At 70.8% G+C, this 20,818-nt stretch carries 17 protein-coding genes; 6 read left to right on the forward strand and 11 right to left on the reverse strand.

Annotated elements, in window-relative coordinates:
* Positions 1-9: 9 nt before the first annotated feature.
* Both JEQ17_RS18820 and JEQ17_RS18825 read right to left on the reverse strand, forming a co-directional pair.
* Complete coding sequence (locus JEQ17_RS18820; RefSeq protein ID WP_200396324.1) at positions 10-543, reverse strand: DoxX family protein; 534 nt, start codon at positions 541-543, stop codon at positions 10-12.
* Between the two features lie 220 nt (positions 544-763).
* The gene (locus JEQ17_RS18825; RefSeq protein ID WP_200396325.1) at positions 764-2,065 is read right to left on the reverse strand and encodes a hypothetical protein; all 1,302 of its coding nucleotides are present in this window, start codon (positions 2,063-2,065) and stop codon (positions 764-766) included.
* Positions 2,066-2,367: 302 nt separating this feature from the next.
* Here JEQ17_RS18825 and JEQ17_RS18830 point away from each other — a divergent pair, with 302 nt between their 5' ends.
* Positions 2,368-3,273, forward strand: coding sequence for a DUF4429 domain-containing protein (locus tag JEQ17_RS18830; RefSeq protein ID WP_200396326.1), 906 nt, complete (start codon positions 2,368-2,370; stop codon positions 3,271-3,273).
* 51 nt (positions 3,274-3,324) lie between these two features.
* Here JEQ17_RS18830 and JEQ17_RS18835 read toward each other — a convergent pair whose 3' ends face one another.
* Positions 3,325-4,119, reverse strand: a complete 795-nt coding sequence (locus JEQ17_RS18835; protein WP_200396327.1) for a class II aldolase/adducin family protein — start codon at positions 4,117-4,119, stop codon at positions 3,325-3,327.
* Between the two features lie 278 nt (positions 4,120-4,397).
* Between JEQ17_RS18835 and JEQ17_RS18840 the strand changes: the two genes are divergently transcribed.
* Complete coding sequence (locus JEQ17_RS18840) at positions 4,398-4,916, forward strand: hypothetical protein (protein WP_200396328.1); 519 nt, start codon at positions 4,398-4,400, stop codon at positions 4,914-4,916.
* A 71-nt stretch (positions 4,917-4,987) separates the two neighbouring features.
* Positions 4,988-5,470: a pyridoxamine 5'-phosphate oxidase family protein gene (locus JEQ17_RS18845; protein WP_200396329.1), complete on the forward strand. Its 483-nt coding sequence runs from the start codon at positions 4,988-4,990 to the stop codon at positions 5,468-5,470.
* 18 nt (positions 5,471-5,488) lie between these two features.
* Here JEQ17_RS18845 and guaA read toward each other — a convergent pair whose 3' ends face one another.
* Positions 5,489-7,063, reverse strand: a complete 1,575-nt coding sequence (guaA, locus tag JEQ17_RS18850; protein ID WP_200396330.1) for a glutamine-hydrolyzing GMP synthase — start codon at positions 7,061-7,063, stop codon at positions 5,489-5,491.
* A 545-nt stretch (positions 7,064-7,608) separates the two neighbouring features.
* Between guaA and JEQ17_RS18855 the strand changes: the two genes are divergently transcribed.
* A complete protein-coding gene (locus JEQ17_RS18855) occupies positions 7,609-7,917 on the forward strand; it encodes a chorismate mutase (RefSeq protein ID WP_200396331.1) in 309 nt (102 codons plus the stop codon).
* 651 nt (positions 7,918-8,568) lie between these two features.
* Here JEQ17_RS18855 and JEQ17_RS18860 read toward each other — a convergent pair.
* A complete protein-coding gene (locus JEQ17_RS18860; RefSeq protein WP_234048264.1) occupies positions 8,569-9,375 on the reverse strand; it encodes a hypothetical protein in 807 nt (268 codons plus the stop codon).
* Between the two features lie 20 nt (positions 9,376-9,395).
* On the reverse strand, positions 9,396-10,574 hold the full coding sequence (locus JEQ17_RS18865) for a hypothetical protein (protein WP_407700063.1): 1,179 nt from the start codon (positions 10,572-10,574) through the stop codon (positions 9,396-9,398).
* Between the two features lie 298 nt (positions 10,575-10,872).
* Here JEQ17_RS18865 and JEQ17_RS18870 point away from each other — a divergent pair, with 298 nt between their 5' ends.
* Entirely contained in the window at positions 10,873-11,874 is a 1,002-nt protein-coding gene (locus JEQ17_RS18870; RefSeq protein WP_200396333.1) for an LAETG motif-containing sortase-dependent surface protein, read from the forward strand.
* A 157-nt stretch (positions 11,875-12,031) separates the two neighbouring features.
* On the opposite strand, the gene JEQ17_RS18875 is transcribed toward JEQ17_RS18870, so the two are convergent.
* The 4 genes from JEQ17_RS18875 to JEQ17_RS18890 form a co-directional block, all read right to left on the reverse strand.
* The gene (locus JEQ17_RS18875) at positions 12,032-13,810 is read right to left on the reverse strand and encodes a GMC oxidoreductase (protein ID WP_200396334.1); all 1,779 of its coding nucleotides are present in this window, start codon (positions 13,808-13,810) and stop codon (positions 12,032-12,034) included.
* 102 nt (positions 13,811-13,912) lie between these two features.
* Positions 13,913-15,538 (reverse strand): succinic semialdehyde dehydrogenase, encoded by a 1,626-nt coding sequence (locus JEQ17_RS18880; RefSeq protein WP_200396335.1) that lies wholly within the window; start codon positions 15,536-15,538, stop codon positions 13,913-13,915.
* A gap of 127 nt (positions 15,539-15,665) precedes the next feature.
* Entirely contained in the window at positions 15,666-17,342 is a 1,677-nt protein-coding gene (locus JEQ17_RS18885) for a serine/threonine-protein kinase (protein ID WP_200396336.1), read from the reverse strand.
* A gap of 50 nt (positions 17,343-17,392) precedes the next feature.
* The gene (locus JEQ17_RS18890; protein WP_200396337.1) at positions 17,393-18,868 is read right to left on the reverse strand and encodes a diacylglycerol/lipid kinase family protein; all 1,476 of its coding nucleotides are present in this window, start codon (positions 18,866-18,868) and stop codon (positions 17,393-17,395) included.
* Between the two features lie 165 nt (positions 18,869-19,033).
* Here JEQ17_RS18890 and JEQ17_RS18895 point away from each other — a divergent pair, with 165 nt between their 5' ends.
* Positions 19,034-19,864, forward strand: a complete 831-nt coding sequence (locus tag JEQ17_RS18895) for a hypothetical protein (protein WP_200396338.1) — start codon at positions 19,034-19,036, stop codon at positions 19,862-19,864.
* Between the two features lie 152 nt (positions 19,865-20,016).
* Here the strand turns inward: JEQ17_RS18895 and JEQ17_RS18900 are convergent, their stop codons facing one another.
* The gene (locus JEQ17_RS18900; RefSeq protein ID WP_200396339.1) at positions 20,017-20,703 is read right to left on the reverse strand and encodes a DUF2848 domain-containing protein; all 687 of its coding nucleotides are present in this window, start codon (positions 20,701-20,703) and stop codon (positions 20,017-20,019) included.
* Between the last annotated feature and the right edge of the window lie 115 nt (positions 20,704-20,818).

Genomic DNA, 20,818 nt, shown 5'->3' on the forward strand with positions numbered 1-20,818 from the left:
ACGGAGCGCCTAGTAAGCGCTGCTGGTCCGGCGCCTCCGCCGGGCCCGAAGCATCGCATCCACCGAGAACACCGACGCACCGGCCAGCACGAGCGGCAGCCAGGCCATCAGGTAGGGGAGGTCATTGCCGTAGTAGTACGGGTCCGACGCCCAGCTCACCGTCAGCCAGAGGCTGAGGGAGATCAGTGCGCCGCCGAACGCGGCGAGACGGGCGAGGAGTCCGATCAGCGTGCCGATACCCACCGCGAGCTCACCGAAGGCGATGGCGTAGCCGAAGCCGACGGGGTTCTTCAGGGCGAGATCGACGAGCGCCGGAATGGCCGAAGAGTCGCGCACGGTCCGCATCAGGTCGCCGACCGACCCGGCCCCGGCGTCGTGCATGAAGGCGCTGTCGGTCAGCTTGTCGATTCCCGCGTAGATGAAGGTGACGCCGAGGAAGACCCGCAGCGGAAGCAGGGCGTACCGCGTCGCGGTGTCCCGCCAGTCACCGCCGCCGTCGTCCATGTACCCGGAGTGCGTGTCCATTCGCATGCCGTGAGCCATCGCTCTCCGCCGCCTCTCGCCCGCCGAACGGTTCACCCCTCAACAGACGATACGTACGACGGCCAGGTCCCGCTCAAGAGCGGACGCACAAATTTTCACCAGGTCCGCCCGAACATCCCTTTTGAGACCGTACGGGACCGGATGATCCGCGTCCGCGGGCCGCTCTCCGCGGAGACGTCCATGCGAGTGGCGGGCGGGAGCCGTGGGCCGGGCGCCCTCGTCACTCGGTCACATCGATGCCCACCCGGTTCGTCTCCAGCCCCGCCGCGGTGACGACCTGTACGTCGACCCGCCCGGGCTCCACATCCGCCGGTACGGGCACGGTGAGCACCGCGTCGGACGGGTTGCTGAACCCGCCGGGCACCGGGACCAGTGGCACATGCACATGCACGGCCCCGATCCGTACGACCATCCGCGACAGCCGGTCGGCGCCCTGGGCGCCGGGCGGCACGAATCCGGCGCCCCGGATCTCGATGTCGTCCCCGGTCCGGATCGGCGCGTCCAGATCCCCCGCCTCGCGCGAGCGCACGACCGAGAGGATCACCGGCCGCCCGCCCTCCGCGTACTTCCCGGCGACATACGTGGCGGCCGACACCAGCACCATCACCGCCAGCCCCCACGGCAGATCGGGCAGCTGCTCGGGCCGCCGGGCCAGCCGCACCGCCGAGAAGACGAGTGCGACGGCGCCCACGACCACGTACTGGATGTCGGCGAAGCTGCCCCGGCCGGAGTCGTCGGTGAGCAGGTCCGCGGCCCGGGGCCGGTCGGCCCGTACCTTCTGCAGTCGCTGTCCGAGGACGCGCAGCCCCACGACCCGCCGTACGAGCACGGCGATCGCGCACACGACGGCGAGCACGGTCACGATCCCGGCTCCCCGCGCAAGTTCGAGCCCGGCGATCAGGGAGTCCCGCTCGTCGGGGGAGGACGCGCCGGCCAGCCGTCCGGCCAGCACGAGCACGGCGTAGACGACGAACAGCACCCAGCCGACCGCCACGGCACGGGAGGTGGACAGCCGGTTGTCCTCGCCGATGACGGGCGCCAGCACCCCGCCCCGCGCCCGGTGGAACCACGAGGCCCCGGTCAGCAGCGCGCTCACGACCACCGCGGCCACCAGCCCCGCCGTCCGCGCGGCCGTCCAGCCCGCCCCGATCGCGGTGAGCGTCTGCACCAGGAGCAGGACGAGGACAACTCCCCATACGGCGATGACGGTTCGCCGCCACACCAGGCCGAGCCAGACCTCGCCCTCGGCCCGCCCGCGCTCCGCGACGACGTCCGCGGACTGGGTCAACTCGTCCGACACCCACTGCCTCGACGCCCCGGCCGAGTACGCGACCGCCGCGGGCAGCCCCCGCCCGGACGCCAATTCATCCCGCTTGGAAAGGAATTCGGCAACGGCACGCCGATGCCCCTCGCGCGCCCCGTGCGGACAGTTGCCGCAGGTGCAGCCCCCCTCGTGCCCGCTCCGACCGGCGCCGCGCCCGGCGTCACGCCCCGCGCCCTGTCCAGTCTCCTGCACCGCCACGCCCGTTGCCGCCTTCCAGACCATTGGGTCGAACCCTCATTTACCGCACGCCCCCACGAACCGACCGCACGCCCTACCGATATGTCACGTTCGCACGCCACCGCCGCACCAAGGACAGCGGCACGACCAACGGCCCCGAGGCCACCGGTCGCACAATCAACCCCCGCACATCTGCACAGCCGCACAACTGCCTCGCGACGACAGCGCATTGTGCCGTACCCCACACCCCGCGCGTCCGCCAGGTCTGGTCAGCGCGGGTGAAGCGCCCACCCCCGTGTTGACCCGGCTGCGAGAATTCCCGTATGGCCGAGATCATCCAGCGCGACGGGACCTGGGCCTTCGACGGCAGCACGGTCCGGATCACCCCGGGACTGCACCGCTCCGTGCCGCTGTTCCGGCAGACGTACGGAGAGATCGCCGTGCCCCTCGAAGCGGTCGCGGGCGTCGCCTACGAACCCGAACGCAAGCGGGGCCGGCTGCGCCTGAGACTCCGCGAGGGCGCCGATCCGCTGCTCCAGGCGACCGGGGGCCGACTGCCCGAGCCCGCGGACCCGTACCGGCTGACGGTGGACATCGACCGCTCGGGCGTCGCGGAGTACGTCGCCGAGGAGATCCGGCGCGCCCTGCTCCTTGAGGAGATCCCCAAGGAACCGGCCAGAACCTACCTCCTGCCCGGCCCGCCCGTCCCCGTCTCGGTCCGATCCAGCGACGGCACGGTGTCCTTCGACGGCACCCAGGTCCGTATCGACTGGAGCGACACCTCGGACCGGGTGAAGCGCGCGACGGGCCCGCGCATCATCGAACTGCCGGACCTGGTCCAGGTGGAGTGGCTGCCCAACTCCGGTTACGAGGACGGCTTCCTGCGCTTCGTGACCCGCGACTCGGTGTTCTCCAAACTGCCGCCGGAGAAGGACCCGTTCGCCCTCGATCTGTGGGGCAGCGCCCGGCGCGATCTGCTCACGGCGCTGGTCGCCACCGCGGTCATGGCCCGGCTCCCGCACCCGTCCACGCGTTCCGGCGAGTACGCCCAGGGCGACCCACCCCGCCTCCCGCCCGCCCCCGAGGACTCCGTACCGCGGCCGCCCCAGCAGGGGCACCACGACGTACTCCTGCGCCGCCTCAGGGAGTTGGGCGAACTGCACCGCGACGGCGTGCTCACGGACGAGGAGTTCGCGACGACGAAGGCGGCGGTGCTGCGGGACTTCTGACACAGGTGACTCGGGAATTCCGACTCGCGCCTTCCGACTGGGGAGATCGGGCTAGCTGAGGAGATCGGGTTCGCTGCGGCTGATGTCCTGCCACAGCGGCTGGTAGTTGATCCACGCCACCAGATCCCCGCCGAGCTGCTCCCGCGTCGCGACCGCCTGCTTGTGGTCGATGAGCAGGGGACGGCCCGCCGCGCACGCGGTCAGCTGCACCTGGCACGAGCGCTCCATCGACAGGAACCACCAGGCCGCCGCGTCCACCGAGTCGCCGACGGTCAGCAGCCCGTGGTTGCGCAGCACGAGCGCCTTGCGGGTGCCGAGCGCGGAGGCGATCCGCCGCCCCTCCTCGGCATCCACGGCGACCCCCGAGTACGCGTCGTACAGCGCGTGGTCCTCGTAGAACGCGCAGCTCTCCTGGGTGATCGGGTCGAGCAGGTCGCCGAGCGCGGACAGCGCGCGGCCGTGCACCGAGTGGCAGTGGGCCACCGCGACGACGTCCGGCCGGGCGGCGTGCACCTGGGCGTGCACGGTGAACGCCGCCTGGTTCACGTGATAGCGGCCCTCGATCACCTGCCCGTCCTCGTTGGCCATGACCAGATCACCGACCGTGACGTGCTTGAACGGCATTCCGAACGGATTGACCCAGAAACAGTTGCTGTACTCCGGATCGCGCGCGGTGATGTGACCGGAGACCCCGTCCTCGAACCCGAGCCGGCCGAAGAGCCGCAGCGCGCCCGCCAGGCGTTCCTTGCGGTGCCGCCGCTCGTCGTCGAGCGACTCGTGCATGGGCGGCATGGCGAACCGCAGCCGGTCGGTGGGAAGCGGCAGGGGCGGTGTGGGCCCGTGCATATGTCCTCCAGCCCTGAGGTACGGACTCCGTACGTGTTTACGGGCGGGAAGTTACCGGCGGTCAGCGCAGGAGAACAGAGATGTTCGTGAAGAGAGTGCACAACCGTTGCACGGGGTCGCTGGTCTGCCTGTCTGGAGCCAACTATTCGGTCGGGCACCTGCACCGACGCCCCCTGGAGGACCCCCGTGCGCAGTCACCCCCCTACGCTGCGCGGACCGCGTCCCGCGACCGCACCCCCCACCAGCCCATGAAGAGAAACGAGCGCCTTGTCACAGGCATGCTCAGACAGATCGCCACGCGCGACGTGGTCGTCCTGGACGACCTCGGCGGATCACCCCGCCGCCTCGCCGCGCTCACCTACATCGCCGTGCAGTACGGATTCCGGTACGAGGAGACGAGCAGACTCGGCCAGACACTTCAGGTCCGCCTGACCCGCGACCCCCGCCCCGAGGCCCGTGAACGCAGCACGGCCGCCCTCGGCCGCCTCGCCGCGGGCCGCGCTCCGGGCATGCGCCCGGGCACGCTCAAACCGCTGCCCGACGTGGCGCCCGCGGTCGGGCTGCTCAAGGCCCGTATCGAGTTCGACTCGCTGGCCGACGACCTGGACTGGCGCCGCAAGGCAGTCTTCATGACCGCCAGCGCGGCCCTCATGGCGCTACTGCTGATCCCCGCGGGCTGGAGGGCCTCGCTCGCCGCGAGCGCCACCATGGCCGCGGTGTTCGCGGTCTTCCTGCGCCTGGAGGTGATACGGAAGGACCGGCTGGCCCGGCGGCTGCGCTCGGCGGGGCTGATCTGAGCGACCCGCCCGGGGAATCCGCCGCCGCAAAGGCGACAGCAGATGTCCGGTATCGGCGCCAGACTCGTCGTATGACTCGCACGACATCGAACTGGGCAGCCGTCACCGCCGCGGAACCGGACCTCGCCAAGACCGTCGAGGACCGGTTCGCGGCCTTCACGCACCACATCGTGGCGACCCTCCGCAAGGACGGGTCGCCACGCACCTCGGGACTCGAAGTGCGTTTCCTGAACGGGGAGTTGTGGCTCGGCATGATGCCGGACTCGCTCAAGGCGCTGGACCTGCGCCGCGACCCGCGCTTCGCCCTGCAGGCGAATCCGGGTCCGGGCACGGAGATGGCGGGCGGCGACGTACGGATCGCGGGCCGGGCCGTCGAGGTCGAGGACCCGGCGGAGCGCTCCCGGTACGCCGAAGAGGTGGAACCGCCGGAGCCGTTCCACCTCTTCCGCACCGAGCTGACGGAGGTCGTACGGACCTACATCGAGGACGACACGTATCTGGTCGTCGAGATCTGGAAGCCCGGAGAGCCGGTGCGGACCCTCAAACGGACGTGAGCTTCACGGCCTGCGGGTTCACTCCCACTCGATGGTGCCCGGCGGCTTCGACGTGACGTCGAGGACGACCCGGTTGACGTCCGCGACCTCGTTCGTGATGCGCGTCGAGATCTTCGCGAGCACGTCGTACGGAAGGCGCGACCAGTCGGCGGTCATCGCGTCCTCGGACGAGACGGGCCGCAGCACGATCGGGTGGCCGTACGTCCGGCCGTCGCCCTGGACGCCCACGCTGCGGACGTCCGCGAGCAGCACGACCGGGCACTGCCAGATGTCGCGGTCGAGGCCGGCCGCCGTCAGCTCCTCGCGGGCGATGGCGTCGGCCTCGCGGAGCAGGTCGAGCCGCTCCTTGGTGACCTCGCCGACGATACGGATACCGAGGCCGGGGCCGGGGAACGGCTGGCGCTGGACGATCTCGTCCGGCAGGCCGAGCTCCTGGCCGACCATCCGGACCTCGTCCTTGAACAGCTTGCGCAGCGGCTCGACGAGCTCGAACTCCAGGTCCTCGGGGAGCCCGCCGACGTTGTGGTGGGACTTGATGTTCGCGGTGCCGCTGCCGCCGCCGGACTCGACCACGTCGGGGTAGAGCGTGCCCTGGACCAGGAAGGACACCTCGGGACCCGCGTCCGCGATGATCTCCGCCTGCGCCTGCTCGAAGACCCGGATGAACTCGCGGCCGATGATCTTCCGCTTCTCCTCGGGGTCACTGACCCCCTTGAGGGCGGTGAGGAACCGCTCCTCCGCGTCCACGACCTTCAGCTGGACGCCGGTGGCCGCGACGAAGTCCTTCTCGACCTGCTCGGTCTCGCCCTTGCGCATCAGACCGTGGTCGACGTACACGCAGGTCAGCTGCGATCCGATGGCCTTCTGGACGAGGGCCGCGGCGACCGCGGAGTCCACTCCGCCGGACAGGCCGCAGATGGCGCGCCTGTCGCCGACCTGCTCGCGGATCACCGCGACCTGCTCCTCGATCACATTGCCGGTGGTCCAGGACGGGGTCAGGCCCGCGCCCCGGTACAGGAAGTGTTCGAGCACCTGCTGGCCGTGCGTGGAGTGCATGACCTCGGGGTGGTACTGGACCCCGTACAGCCGCTTCTCGTCGTTCTCGAAGGCCGCGACCGGGACGACGTCCGTGGAGGCCGTGACCGAGAAGCCCTCGGGGGCCGCGCTGCACGCGTCGCCGTGGGACATCCACACCGACTGCTCGTCCGGGGTGCCCTCGAAGAGGGTCGAGCCCGACTTGGAGACGTGCAGCGGCGTACGGCCGTACTCGCGGGCGCCCGTGTTGTCGACCGTGCCGCCGAGGGTGGTCGCCATCAGCTGGAAGCCGTAGCACATGCCGAAGACCGGGACGCCGGCCTCGAAGAGCTCGCGGTCAAGGCGGGGGGCGCCTTCCGCGTACACCGACGAGGGGCCGCCGGAGAGGATGATCGCCGCCGGGTTCTTGGCGAGCATCTCCGCGACCGGCATGGTGCTCGGCACGATCTCGCTGTAGACCCGGGCCTCGCGGACTCGGCGGGCGATGAGCTGGGCGTACTGCGCACCGAAGTCGACGACCAGGACGGTGTCGGGGGCGACGGGGGACGCTTCTGGCACGGTTTGCCTTCCGGCGGTTCAGCAGGGATGTGCCTCCGAGTCTAACCGGGCCTCCGGAGCCGACGTCCCGTCCCTGGGGGCTCCGCCCCCCGGCCCCCGTGTCACACCGGGGCTCCGCCCCGGACCCCGTGAGGTGCGACTTCGGGTGCGGGTGCGCTGTGGCTGGTCGCGCAGTTCCCCGCGCCCCTGAAAAACTCAGCCCCTCCTGCGGCCCCCTAAGTCTCAGCCTCTCCGGCGTTTGAGGAGCGGGGGTTCGGGGGCGGAGCCCCTGAGTCGGGAACGGGTAGGGGCGGCGGGGGCGAGAGAACCGTCTCAGCATCCGAGCGCGCTTGGCCGACGGCCGCCCCCCGGGCATACTGCTCCCATGCTCACGCACAAGACCTTCGTCTTTACCTATGGCAACCGGCCCACCGGCTGCCATGGTCGTGCTGCTTGAGCAACTGACAAGCGACTTCCGAGGCGCCCCGGGCCGACAAGGCCCGGGGCGCCTCGCGGTTTCCGGACCTTGCCGCTCCGGGGCACCCCACCCCAAGAGGAGCCCCAAGATGAGCACAGCCGCCGACACGACCACCCACACCTCCACGGACCGGACCGGCGCCCGAACAGAAGAGGCCGCCGACGTCATCGCCGGCGCCCGCGAACGCATCGACACCCTCGACGACCGGATCATCGGCCTCGTCCAGGAGCGCATGGCGATCTCGGCGGTCATCCAGGAGGCCCGGATCGCCTCCGGAGGGCGCCGGGTCAACCTGTCCCGCGAGATGGACGTACTCGGCCACTACAGGGACGCGCTCGGCAAGCCGGGCACCTCGCTCGCGATGACCCTCCTGGAGCTGTGCCGGGGCCGCATCTGAGAACCGCGCCCGACGGCCGTGCCCGAGGATGCTGAGGACGGGCGGGACCCCCGTACGACACCCGCGTACGACGGACGTCCGGTGCACGCACGTACGCATGTCCTCTCACCCGTACGGCGCGTGACCGCCCCTCGGCGGGCTTCGTTGGTCCCGGTGTCCGTGTCAGCCAGGGGCGGGCCCGAAGAACCACGCGTGGCTCCGCTGGAACGATGAGGCGTACGGATGTGCGCCGTGGGACCTCGTTCCAGAGAAGTGACCGGACGGCAGGGGACAGCAGCCCGGTCACCCAAGAGAGGTCGGCTCCGGGGACGCTCGGAGCCGACCGGCGGAATCTGTGCAAGGGCGGTCGAAACGGTTGCGGAGGCCGCGGCCCATCGAGCACGATGTTCGGAACTACCCCCAGGTTCCAGAGCAGACAACAGCATTGGATCGTCTTACCGCCATTGGTCGAGACCATGCGCACTCCCCCCGTGCGCCGGGGCGCCGACCGGGCGGAGAAGCCAGTAAACGGCGCACCCCCCGGCGCCGTCCCGCAGGCACCGGCGCTGCCCTGACGTCGGTGCTGACCACGAAGGGCCCCGCGGTTGTCCCGCGGGGCCCTTCGCCTGTCCCGTACGCCGTGCGGCCGGTCCCGTGTCCCGGGCCGTCCGGTCAGGCGGTCGTCCTCTTCAGCTTGGCGAGCTGCGCCTCGACGAGTTCGGCCGGGACCTCGACCTCGTCGGCGTCCAGCATGTTCATCGAGCTGAAGGCCACCAGCGTCGAACCGTCACGCACGACCGTGTACGCGGCCGGGACCTCCGCCCCCTCGATGGAGGCGACCAGCCGGAAAGCGACGGACTCGTCGCCCAGCTTCGGATCGTCCAGCGCCTCGACCTCGGAGTAGTCGTAGCCGACGTACTGGTAGGCAGTGCACTCGCCCGTCGCCTTGCGCAGCCCGGCGAGCACGTCGTCGGCCTCGCCCGATCCGTACGAGAGCAGCGCGAGCGTGGTCACCGAGGCGTTCGTCTCGTCCTTGGCCGTGACTCCGCGGCTGAGGGAGGTCCGTGAGACCGGGTCGGTGGTGAACAGGAACATGTCGGCGACCGGCTGGCACTTGGCCGGGCCCGCCGGGGAGGACGCCCCCTGGAGGTCGGCGGATCCCGCCCCCTCGACCTTGTACCCCTTGACGTCACCCGTCGTGAGCGCCGCCTTCTTCAACTGCGCCCGGGTCAGGGGCCCGTCCGCGTCCGGGGCGACCGAGGAGCCGTCCTTGCCCGGCGCCTTCGCCTTGTCCTCGGCCCCGTCCCCACCCTCGTTCTTGTCCTTCGCCTGCTCCTTCGCCCCGCCGGCCGACTGTGCGGCGGCCGGCGTCCGTGCCGCCTTCTTGTCCTTGTCGCCGCCGCCCGCGCACGCCGAGGCGCATCCGAGGCCTGCCACGACCGATGCGGCCACCAGGGTCCGCACGATCCTTCTGCTCACGCCCGTACTCATGTCCGTACTCATGTCCTGGACACGGTTCCACACTCTTCCGTCCCGGACTTCCCGATGTCCCGGCTGCGGTCGTACGGGTCGGTCGTGGGCCCGCTCGGCGGCGCGCCCGTGGGATCGGCCGAGTCGAACTGCGGGTGCAGGAAGCCGTCGTAGATGTCGCAGGCGGAGTTGGCGAGGTCCTGGTCGTGGCGGTTGACCGAGAGCCGGCCCGGGGTGACCTCGTACTTCGCCGGGTCGAGGAGCTCCAGGTCGAGGACGCGGCGGACGATGGTGCGGGAGACCTCGGTGGAGTCCGGGTCGGCGGGGGCCAGCGCGTAGACGAAGGTGTAGTCGGCGTGGATGGCGACACCACCGTCCCGGCCCGCCTTGAAGGTCGTACGACCACGGGTCTTGACCACGTCGCCGACGAGCCGCACCTCGTCCGGGTCGAAGCGGCTGAAGAGCCAGAGCGGGTCGCTGTTCTTGCCGGGCTTGCGGAGCCAGGACCTCGCGTCGGCGATCATGTCCGGCTGCTTGGGGTCGAGGATCTTGTCGAGCGTGGTCTCGGGGGTGCCGCCGAGCAGGGTCTTGCGGTCGAGGTTCGCGTCGACGAGCAGGGACTTGGTCTGCGCCAGGGCCTTGGCCACCTGGTCCTTGCCGAACGCGCCGACCGGCTTGGCCTCCGGCAGGACGATTCCGGCCACGCCGTCGGCGTACCGCACGGCCGGGGAGCCGGCGAACGGCTTGTCCAGCGTGGGCGTTCCGGGCGCGTTCGAGGGGGCGTTCGTCGGGGCCGCGGTCTCGTCGGGCAGCGGGTTCGCCGACTGCGTGTCCGTGCCGGTGCCGAAGGGGTCACCCGGCAGCAGGGACGGCTTCATGGCCACCACGGCCAGAGCGATCGCCAGCACGACGCCGATGATCGTCCACACCTTGCGCCGCCGGGCCTTCTGCCCGTTCATCTCCTGCCAGGCGGGCCCGGTGCGCCACCCCGGGGGCAGCTCGCCGCGCGCCTCCTGCTGCCGCAGCCGTTCGGTCACCATGCGGGCCCGTGCGGACGGCTCCTTGGGTGCCTCGGACGTACGGATGTCCCGCTCGCTGTCCTGGACGAACTGCGCCCACACATCGTCGGGTATGGACTCCCCGGACTGCCCGGATCTCCCGGACCCCTCGGGCTCCTCGGGTGACTTCTCCGACGGCTTCTCGGCCACGGCGCTCGCGCCTCTCCCCCATGATCGACCCGCGGATCGACGTGTTCTTCGAACTACTCGACGGATTACTCGACAGACAAACGATGGACAGTTCTAAGGCGTGCGCAAGGGAGTTCACAAGTCCGGGCCTGCTGTGACCCAGCCCACATAAAAATTCTGTGAGTTCGGGGACAACCCTTTACAGGAGTCACAGGTCTCACTTGCGGAACCAACGGCCGTACCCGCGTACCCCGCACGCGGAGGCCTCCCAACCTCTCGTACCGCAACGCTGCGGTACGCCGGACTCTCCGAGGTCTTCATGAAGCTTCGCCGTGTCATGGCCGCCGCGGCCACGACGGCCGTCATAGCTCCGCTCGCGCTGCTGTCGGCTCCTGCCGCCTTCGCGACCGACCCGACGCCCACCGGCTCCGAGTCCGCGTCCACGACGCCGAGCGCGACGCCGTCCACCACCGAGACGACGACGCCCAGCGCGACGCCCACGACGACGCCGCCGAGCACCGAGATCCCCTCGGGCACGCCGACCCCGAGCACCAGCACGTCGCCCACCGGGTCGCCGTCCACCTCGCCCGAGCCGAGCGAGGAGCCGACCGACCCGGACGTCCCGTACTGCGAGGACCTCGACGAGAACTACGGCGACGCCAAGGTCTCCGCGGACATCAAGGGTCTGCCCGGCAAGATCGTCGCGGGCGACGGCTTCCACAACTTCAAGCTGGTCGTCACCAACGACTCGAAGGCCGACATCAAGGGTGTCGCCTTCTACGCCGAGATCGAGAACTACGAGCTCGACGAGGCGAAGTTCCTGAGCCCGTACGTCACGCTGGAGTTCAAGAACACCGAGTCCGGCAAGTGGGAGCGGATCGGCGACGAGAACTGGGCCGGTGACTACTTCTTCTACGTCGAGTCCCTGAAGGCGAAGGCGAGCGAGAAGGTCGACCTGCGCTTCAGCGTCGACAAGGGCGCCCCGGCCGGTGACTCGTACTCCTTCGGCTCCGGCGCCTACCTGGACAACATCAAGGGCCAGGACTGCATCGCCGAGGGCTGGGCGCAGTACGACTTCGAGGTGCTGAAGGCCGGCTCCGCCAACCCGAGCCCGGGCACCGCCCAGCCGGGTGACAACGGCAGCAAGGACCCGGTGAAGAAGCCGCAGGGCAACGTCTCCGAGCTGCCGACCGGCAACCTCGCCGAGACGGGCTCCAACTCCGCCCTGCCGACCATCGGTCTCGTCGGCGGCGCGGCCGTCGTCGCCGGTGTCGGCGCGGTGTTCGTCGTCCGCCGCCGCAAGGCCGGCGCCGACGCGTAAGCGCTCCGATGGGTGCGTGTGATTCGTCTGCGGGCCGGTGGGGGCCGGTCGCGCAGTTCCCCGCGCCCCTGAAGGGGCACGGAACGCGTAAGGCGTGATGCGCTTCACGCAAGACACGAAGGACCTGCACTCGGAGGGGGGTGCAGGTCCTTCGTCGTTACTTCTTCGGTGGGACCGTCGGGATTCCCAGGAACGGCAGGCGCAGCGCGCCGAAGGCGTCCGCGGGGACGGCGGGCGCCAGGGGCTCGACCGGCTTCAGGCGCTCGTACGCGGCACCCTGCGCCGGACGCGGGTCCTCCTCGCCCTTGTTGGGCCAGTACGACATCGCGCGCTCCGCCTGCGCGGTGATCGTGAGCGAGGGGTTGACGCCCAGGTTCGCCGAGACCGCGGCGCCGTCGACGACCGAGATGCCGGGGTGGCCGTACAGCCGGTGGTAGGGGTCGATGACACCCTCCTCGGCCGACGCGCCGATCGGGCAGCCGCCCAGGAAGTGGGCGGTCAGCGGGGTGCCCATCAGCTCGCCGACGTTCGAACCGGCGAAGCCGTTGATCTCCGAGGCGATCGCGGAGGCCGACTCCGAAGCGGCCTTGATCTGCTTGGGGTTGGGGGCGCCGTGGCCCTGCCTGGCCGTGAGCAGGCCCTTGCCCGCGCCCTTCGGCTTCAGGTACGTCGTCAGGGAGTTGTCGAGGGACTGCATCACCAGGCCGATGATGGTCCGCTCCGACCAGCGGCGGTTGGAGAGCGAGCGGGCCACGAGGGTGGGGTGCCTCACCGCGTTGACCAGCCAGCCCAGCACCCTCGACGAGCCCTCCGCGTAGGGGACTTGGAGGATCGACAGACTGCCCATCGAGTTGGAGCCCCTGCCGTAGCGGACGGGCTCGATGTGCGTGTTCTCGTCCGGGTGGATCGACGAGGTGATCGCGACTCCGCGCGTGAAGTCGACCTTCGCCTCGCCGGTGGCCTTGCGGTAGCGGCGGTTGTCGGTCTGCGCGCCGACCAGGGCCTCGGAGTTGGTACGGGTCAGCTCGCCCAGCCTGCCGGACAGGTAAGGGAGTTGTCCGCTCGACTTCATGCGGTGCAGCAGGGTCTGGGTGCCGTACGTACCGGCGGCGAGGACGACCCGGCGGGCCTTGAAGGTCCTGCCCTCGCCCTTGCGTTTCTCGTCCGTCGGGAGCGTCGCGACGGCGTAGCCGCCCTGCGAGTCGTCCGTGACGGACACGACGGTCGTCATGGGGTGGACGACCGCGCCCGCCTTCTCGGCGAGGTAGAGGTAGTTCTCGTTGAGGGTGTTCTTCGCGCCGTGCCGGCAGCCCGTCATGCACTCGCCGCACTCGGCGCATGCCCTGCGGGCGGGCCCCGCCCCGCCGAAGTACGGGTCGTCGACCTGCTGTCCGGGCCCCGCCTTCGCGGTTCCGTCGGCGTCCTCGCCGTCACCGAAGAAGACACCGACCGGTGCCATGTGGAAGGTGTCGCCCACGCCCATCCGCTGGGCGGCCGCCTTGAGATGGACGTCCGAGGGGGTCATGGTCGGGTTGAGCCGTACGCCGAGCATGCGCTGCGCCTGGTCGTAGTACGGCTTCAACTCCTCCTGCCAGTCGGTGATGTCCTTCCACTGCGGGTCCTCGAAGAACGGCTTCGGCGGTACGTAGAGGGTGTTGGCGTAGTTGAGCGAGCCGCCGCCGACGCCTGCGCCCGCCAGGACCATGACGTTGCCGAGGAGGTGGATGCGCTGGATGCCGTACATGCCGAGTCTCGGCGCCCAGAGGTAGTTCTTGAGGTCCCAGGAGTTCTTGGGGAGGGACTCGGGGGTGAAGCGGCGGCCCGCCTCCAGGACGCCTACGTGGTAGCCCTTTTCTGTCAGGCGAAGGGCCGTGACGGATCCGCCGAAGCCGGAGCCGACGACGATGACGTCGTAGTCGTAAGCGTCCTGAGGCACGTGCTTTCTCCCCTTTGAGTGTGCAGTGCGGGTGCTCTGTGGTTGCTCGCGCCCACGCGGCGGAGCCGCAAATCGATACAGCCCCGCGCCCCTACGGGGCGCCTACCTGAACCGGAACGCCTTCATCAGGCGGAGGCTGCGGCTCATGAACTGGGCGTAGCCCTCGTCGTCCATGCCGAGGGACGGGGCCATGGGCAGCAGGCGCTGCTGGGCGACCGTCTGGGCCTCGGTGTACTTGAGGATGCCCTCGGAGCCGTGGCGGCGGCCGAGACCGGAGTCCTTCATGCCGCCCATCGGGGACTGGACGCTGCCGTAGGCGGGCGCGTAGCCCTCGTTGACGTTGACCGTGCCGGTGCGCAGGCGGGCCGCGACCTTGGCGCCGCGGCGGCCGTCCTTCGTCCACACCGACGAGTTGAGGCCGTAGGGCGTGGAGTTGGCGAGTTCGACCGCCTCGTCCTCGTCCTTGAAGCGGTAGATGGAGACGACCGGGCCGAAGGTCTCCTCGTTGCAGACCGCCATCGGCGCCTCGACGCCGTCGAGGATGGTGGGCTCGAAGAAGTACGGGCCGATGTCCGGGCGGGCGACACCGCCCGCGACGAGCTTGGCGCCCTTGGAGACCGCCTCCTCGACATGCCGGGTCACCGTCTCCAGCTGGCGCTCGCCGACCAGCGAGCCCATCTCGGCGCCGTACGCGAGGGACTTGCCGAGCCGCATCGCCCTGGTGCGCGTGGCGAACCGCTCCACGAAGGCGTCCGCGATCGACTCGTGGACGTACAACCGCTCGATGGAGATGCAGAGTTGGCCGGCGGACGAGAAGCAGGCGCGGACCGCGCCGGCCGCCGCCTTGTCGATGTCGGCGTCCTCAAGCACCAGCATCGCGTTCTTGCCGCCGAGTTCGAGGGAGACGCCGACCAGACGGGCCGCCGCGCTCTGGGCGACCTCGCGGCCCGTGCGGGTGGAGCCGGTGAACGAGACGTAGTCGGCGCGCTTGACGACCTCCGGGCCGACGACCGGTCCCTCGCCCAGGACGACCTGGAAGACGTCGGCCGGCAGGCCCGCCTCGATCAGCAGGTCGCGGGCCCACAGGGCGGTGAGGCAGGTCTCGGTGTCGGGCTTCATCACGACGGCGTTGCCCGCGACGAAGGCGGGGATCGCGTCGCCGACGGAGAGTTCCAGCGGGTAGTTCCAGGGGGCGATCTGGCCGACGACACCCCGGGGGTGGCGCAGCTCGGTGACCTTGGTGAGGGTCGGCACGGCACCCGCGTGACGCTTGGGCCTGAGGTACGAGGTGGCCTTGCGGCCGTAGTGGCGGGCCGCCACGGCGACGGCCTGCACCTCCTCGTGGGCGTGCAGACGGGCCTTGCCGGTCTCCAGCTGGATGAGGTCCAGCACCTCGGCCTGGCGGGCGAGCACCAGGTCGTGGAAGCGGAGGAGGACGGCGGCGCGCTGCCTGACGGGGGTCTGGGCCCAGACGGCCTGGGCGGCGCGGGCCTTCTCGTAGGCCCGCTCCACGTCCTCGGGGGTGGACTCGGGCAGGTCGGCCAGCTTCTCGCCCGTGAACGGCGTGTGGTTGGCGGTGCGGCCCGAACCGACCACGCCACGCGTGAGCTGCGCGATCAGCTCCGGCGTGACCACGTCAGCAGCCGTGCGGGCGCCCTCGGGGGCGGGCGCGAGGGGGTTGGTGCCGGTCTTTTCCGGGGCCTGTACCGGGGCCTGCGAGTCGGTCATGGGCCGCAGCGTATGCCCGGGCCCGCCGCTTTGGGTACCCGGCGGTAATAGGGTTTCACCGACTGCACACACGACGCCAGCGATCACTGGCAATGAATGGCCTGATCAGGGGGTTGTCCGGCGACGATCAGGAACCGGCCGAAAAATCGGAGCGCGGCGACCACTTCCTCGACCCGCCGATCTCCAGCCGGTCGCGCGCCCCCTTGAACACCTCCGTGCCCCTTTTCTCGTCCGCCGTCCCCTTCGGCATGTCGACGCGCAGCTCGTACAGCCGGCTGTCGTCGGTGAGGATCATCAGCTCCATGACGCGAACGAGCCTGCCCTCGGTCTCGTAGGTCGTGTCGACGAGCACGGCCTCGTTCCCGTCGAGGGACGTCTTCGTGTACTGCGTCTGCGACCGGCCGTAGCCGGCCCATGTCTCGGCCGAGTCCTTCGCCTGGCCCATGGGCGAGCGCGGCGCCTCGTCCCACTGGGTGAGGCGGACCTGGATGACCTCGTCGTTGTCGTAGATGGCCATGCGGGGCTGGTCGTCGGGGCCGCCCTGCTCGTGGAAGCGCACGTACTGCCTGGGGAGGGAGAGGACGGCGTTCAGGTCCTGCTCCTCGTGGGCAACCCAACTGTCCCTTGTGGTCGGCGAGTTCGGGGTCACCGACGGCTCGCCCCCTACCGCGGTCGCCCTGCCGTCGGTGAGCGAGGTCCCGGCCCAGACACCACCCGCGACGAGGACGGCACCGGCCAGGACTCCGGCCACGAGACGCGCGGTGGAACGCTTGCGCCCGGGGCGTACGGGGATGGAATCGGCCCGGGTGTCCTCCGAAGGGGCGGGCGACTCGGACGGCTCCGGCGAGCTCGGCTTCTCCGGTGCCTCGTCCGAGGCGGGGGGCCTCACGAGTTGGACCGTCCCCGAGTCGTCCGCGAACTCCCGTAGCGCGGAGGCATCCTGAGGGATCGTCAGGTCTCCCTGTGGAGCCGGGGCCGGCACCGGCCACCGTTCCGCCACCGCCTCCAGTGCGACGACCACCTCGTCCGCGTCCGGTCTCTCGTCCGGGTCCTTCGCCAGGAGCCGCACGATCAGGGCGCCGAGTGGCCCCGCCTGCTTGGGTTCCGGCGGCTCGGCGGACAGGATCGCGGCGAGGGTGGACTCCAGCGTCGTACGCCGGAAAGGGGACCAGCCCTCGACGGCCGCGTACAGGCAGACGCCGAGCGACCACAGGTCCGCGGCGGGGCCCGCGCCGCGGCCGGACATCCGCTCGGGTGCGATGAACTCCAGGGAGCCGACGAACTCCCCGCTCATGGTGATGGATTCCTCGCCCTGGATGTGGGCGATGCCGAAGTCGGTGAGGACCACGCGGCCGTGCTGTCCTAGCAGCACGTTGGCCGGTTTCACGTCCCGGTGCACGATGCCCTTGGCGTGCGCGGCCTTCAGCGCGCCCACGACGGCGAGCCCGATCCGGGCGGACTCGGCGGGCGGGAGCGCGCCGCGCTGCAGCACCTCGTGGAGGGACTCGCCGCGGATCAACTCCATGACGATCCAGGGCAGTCCGTCCTCCACGACCACGTCATGGATGGCGACGGCCGCCGGGTGCTCCACGCGCGCTGCCGCCCGCGCCTCCCGCTGGAGCCGGTTGTACGCGCGCCGGTGGGCCGCGTCCTGCGGATCGCCGGGCAGCCGCGGCTCCTTGACCGCGACGTCCCGCTCCACGAGTTCGTCGACGGCCCGCCATACGGTGCCCATCCCGCCGGAGCCGATGCGCTCGGCCAGCCGGTAGCGGCCGCCGATCAACCGCCCCCCGTCATCACTCATGCCCCATCAGTACCGTGCGGGGCCTGAGCTTGTCGATGTCCTGCGGTGGGTCACGCGGTGGGCGGGGTCCGGTTCTCCGGCAGAGGCTCGTTCCTGGGCAGGGCCCGGTGCTTGGGGAGTGCCGTACGGCCCACCGCCGCGGCGAGTTTGCGCAGTCGGCGCCAGTCCATCGGCGGCTTGGTCTCCGGCACGCCCGGCCGGTTCCGGGGGACGCGCACGCGCAGCGCGCCGGGCTCGATGCGGCACCGTACCGGGGTGGGCAGGACGAAGGCCTCGCCGTCCACACCGACCTCGATCTCGGGGCGGTCGGCGTCGACGACCACCTCGCGGGCCGTGAGCACCGTGAGCCCGGTGGAGTGCACCCCAAGGAGCAGCCCGGCGGCCTCGGCAGCGTTCTCCACCTTGATGCCGAGGACACCGAGCAGACCGGACTCCAGCCGCTCGCGGTAGCCGAGGCCCGCCGGATCGTCCATGCGGTAGGGGTTGTTGCTCACGAGAAGGGCCTGGGGCGCGTCGATGACGGCCGCCTCGGCCGCCCCGGCGCCCGTCCCACCGGTCCCACTCGTCGTGCCGGTCCCGGCGGCCCCGGCGGTCGCGCCCGGCTCCTCGATCCGGGCGCTCAGCCGCGGCCCCCGCTGGTGCGTGAGCAGCTCCGGCAGCAGTTCCAGCGTCGTACGCACCTTGTCGTCCCGGTACTCGGGGCTCTGCACGACCACCGCGTACGCCCCGAACGAGGCGTTGTTGACGAAGGGGTGCCCATCGGCGAAGCCGAGGTCGACACGGACCTCGACCCCGGCCTCGGTGAGCGCGTCGAGGCAGGTGGCGGGGTCGGTCCGGTCGAGTCCGAGATCCATGGCGAAGTGGTTGCGGGTCCCGGCGGAGACGACGAGGAACGGGATGTCGTGCTCGGCGGCGATCGCCGCGACCAGCGCCTGGGTGCCGTCACCGCCCGCGACGCCGATCAGATCGGCCCCGTCGGCGACTGCGCGCCGGGCGAGTTCGGTGACGTCCTCCTTGTGCTCGGGGTCGAGGAGGTGGACGCGCGCTCCGAGCCGCTCGGCCTTCTCCTTCAGCCCGAACTGCTCGACCTTCCCGCCGCCGGACCGCGGATTCATGACGAGGAAGGGCCTGGCGGGTGCGGGGGTCCGCCGCTCGGACACGCGCACGGCGTGCGACTTGGTCAGGCTGAGCGCGAACTTCCCGGCCCAGACGGCGAAACCCCACAGTGCCAGGGACACCACGACGACCCACAGCAGGTTCGCGGCGGCGAAGAGCCCGATGACCGTGGCCGGTGTCGCGAGGGCCAGCACCCCGGCCGCGGCCCGGGCGGGCCCCCGGAGGGTCAGTACCCACCAGAGCGCGGCGACCGTGACTGCCGTACCGAGCACCCCGACCACGACGAGCAACACGCTCGCGGCCCTGGCGAATCCGAGCGGCAGCAGCACGGCGAGGCCGGCGGCCGTCAGGGCACCGCGCGCCGCCCAACGCTGGCGGGCGTGCGCACGCCCGTCGAGATCCAGGCCCACGCCCGTCACCTCTCTCCACAGAGCCGCGGGGAGGGTCGGCGGCTGTCGTCCCTGTTGTCCGTCGGTGCAGAGCAGTATGCCGTTTTCGGTACCGGCTTGACGTTTTCTTGACCGGCCCTCAGACTCCCAGCTTCACCGCAATACCACCGAAGGAACATTCGAATAATGAAGAGACTCGCGCTGCCGCGTCCCGGCGCCGCAGCCGTTGTGTCCGTCCTCTCGCTCGCCCTGGTGACCGGCTGCTCCGACAGCGGTTCCGACTCCGTATCGGGCAAGGACGACAAGGCCGCGGGCAAGGAGCCGGCCGCGGCAGCGAAGACCCTCAGCGAGGGTGAGCTGGAGAAGCTCGTCATCGCGACGGCCGACGTCAAGGGCTTCAAGGTCGGCCCGGCCGACCAGTCCGAGCAGTTCGCCTCCTCCAAGGAGGAGATCAAGGTCGACGACGAGAAGTGCAAGCCCGTCGCGTACGTCCTCACCGGCTTCGCGCCGGGCGACTCGGCCGCGGCTGTCAACCGCATGGCCCAGGAGGACCCGACGGCCAAGGCGAGCGCGTCTCCCACCAAGGACCTTGAGGACATGACCGAGGAGGAGATGGAGGACGCGATGAACTCGATCACCGACGCCCTCGGTTCGACCGTCACCCTCGTCGCCCTGTCCTCGTACGAGGGCGACGGCGCGAAGAAGACCATGTCCTCGCTCTCCACCGCGATCGAGGGCTGCGGCGGCGGCTTCACGGCCACGGCCAAGGACGAGCCGCAGAAGTTCAAGAAGGTCGAGGCGGAGAAGGCCTCCGGGAACGGCGACGAGTCGCTGGCGTTCGCGGTGACCGCGGACTCCGAGGGCAGCCCGGTCGTGCACGCCGAGGTCGCGCGGCACGGGAACACGATCGCCACGTACTACTCGATCAGCATGGCGGCGTTCGCCGACGACGCCAAGGTGTCCGACTACGACGTACCGGCCGCCCTGATCAAGGCCCAGGCGGCGAAGCTCGGCTGAGCCGACGCCCCTTGGGGCAACACCGACGAAGAGGGCGGGCCGGGGTCACCGGCCCGCCCTCCGTCGTTCGCGGGCGGCAGCGGCATCCCGGCCGGCCGCTTCACGGGACCGCGCCGGCGAATCGAATCGGTCGGGCAGCGGGCCCGGGCGTGTCAGCCGATGGGCTGCGGCATGGGACGGACGTCGTAGGCGAGGGCGATGGTGTCGCCGCCCGCCGGGTCGGCCAGCTCGACGCGCCAGCCGTCGGCGAACTGGTCCACGCCGGGAGCCATCGGGATGGTGCCGGAGATCAGAACCGTCCCGGGCGTCAGCTCGCCGCGGGACCGCAGGACGTCGACCCAGTAGCCCGGGGTGAGGAGTTCGGCGAGCGTCCCGGTCTGGATCTCGGTCTCGGTGCCGTCGTGGCTGACCCAGGCGCGCAGGGTGAGCTCGTCGATACGGGACTCCACGTCGGCCAGCCGCCAGGCGCGGCGGGCGAGGACGTCCGGACCGGCGTTCTTGCTCCACGCCACCCCGTGCACCTCCAGGTCGCGGTCGGTGTGGTCACAGGCGGCGGTCAGCAGCAGTTCCCCGTCCTGAGCGACGACCAGCGCCCATTCGGCCTCGCCCGAGGTGCGTCCGTGCTGGACCGCGACCCGCTCGGTCTGCTGGGCGAGGTACGGGGAGACCGGGTAGAGCGCCGGCGTCACGGACGGACCCGGCACGCCCAGCTCGGCGAGCTCCGCTACGTGCGCGGCGACGTCGTCCTGGCTGCGTCCGGCGTACCCGGCGTTGAGGACCTGGACGACATCGACCTCGCGCGTCGATCCGTCGGGCAGTTCGAAGGTCAGCAGGGCCATGAGGGCACTCCCAGGGATCGGGGAACAGGAAACGGGATCGGCGAACGGGATCAGGAACGGGACCGGGGAACGGGTCCGCCGATCGTGATTTCTCCGCGGTTGACTTCCGGCGCAG

Origin of the sequence: Streptomyces liliifuscus, from assembly GCF_016598615.1 — a bacterium.
Taxonomy (GTDB): domain Bacteria; phylum Actinomycetota; class Actinomycetes; order Streptomycetales; family Streptomycetaceae; genus Streptomyces; species Streptomyces liliifuscus.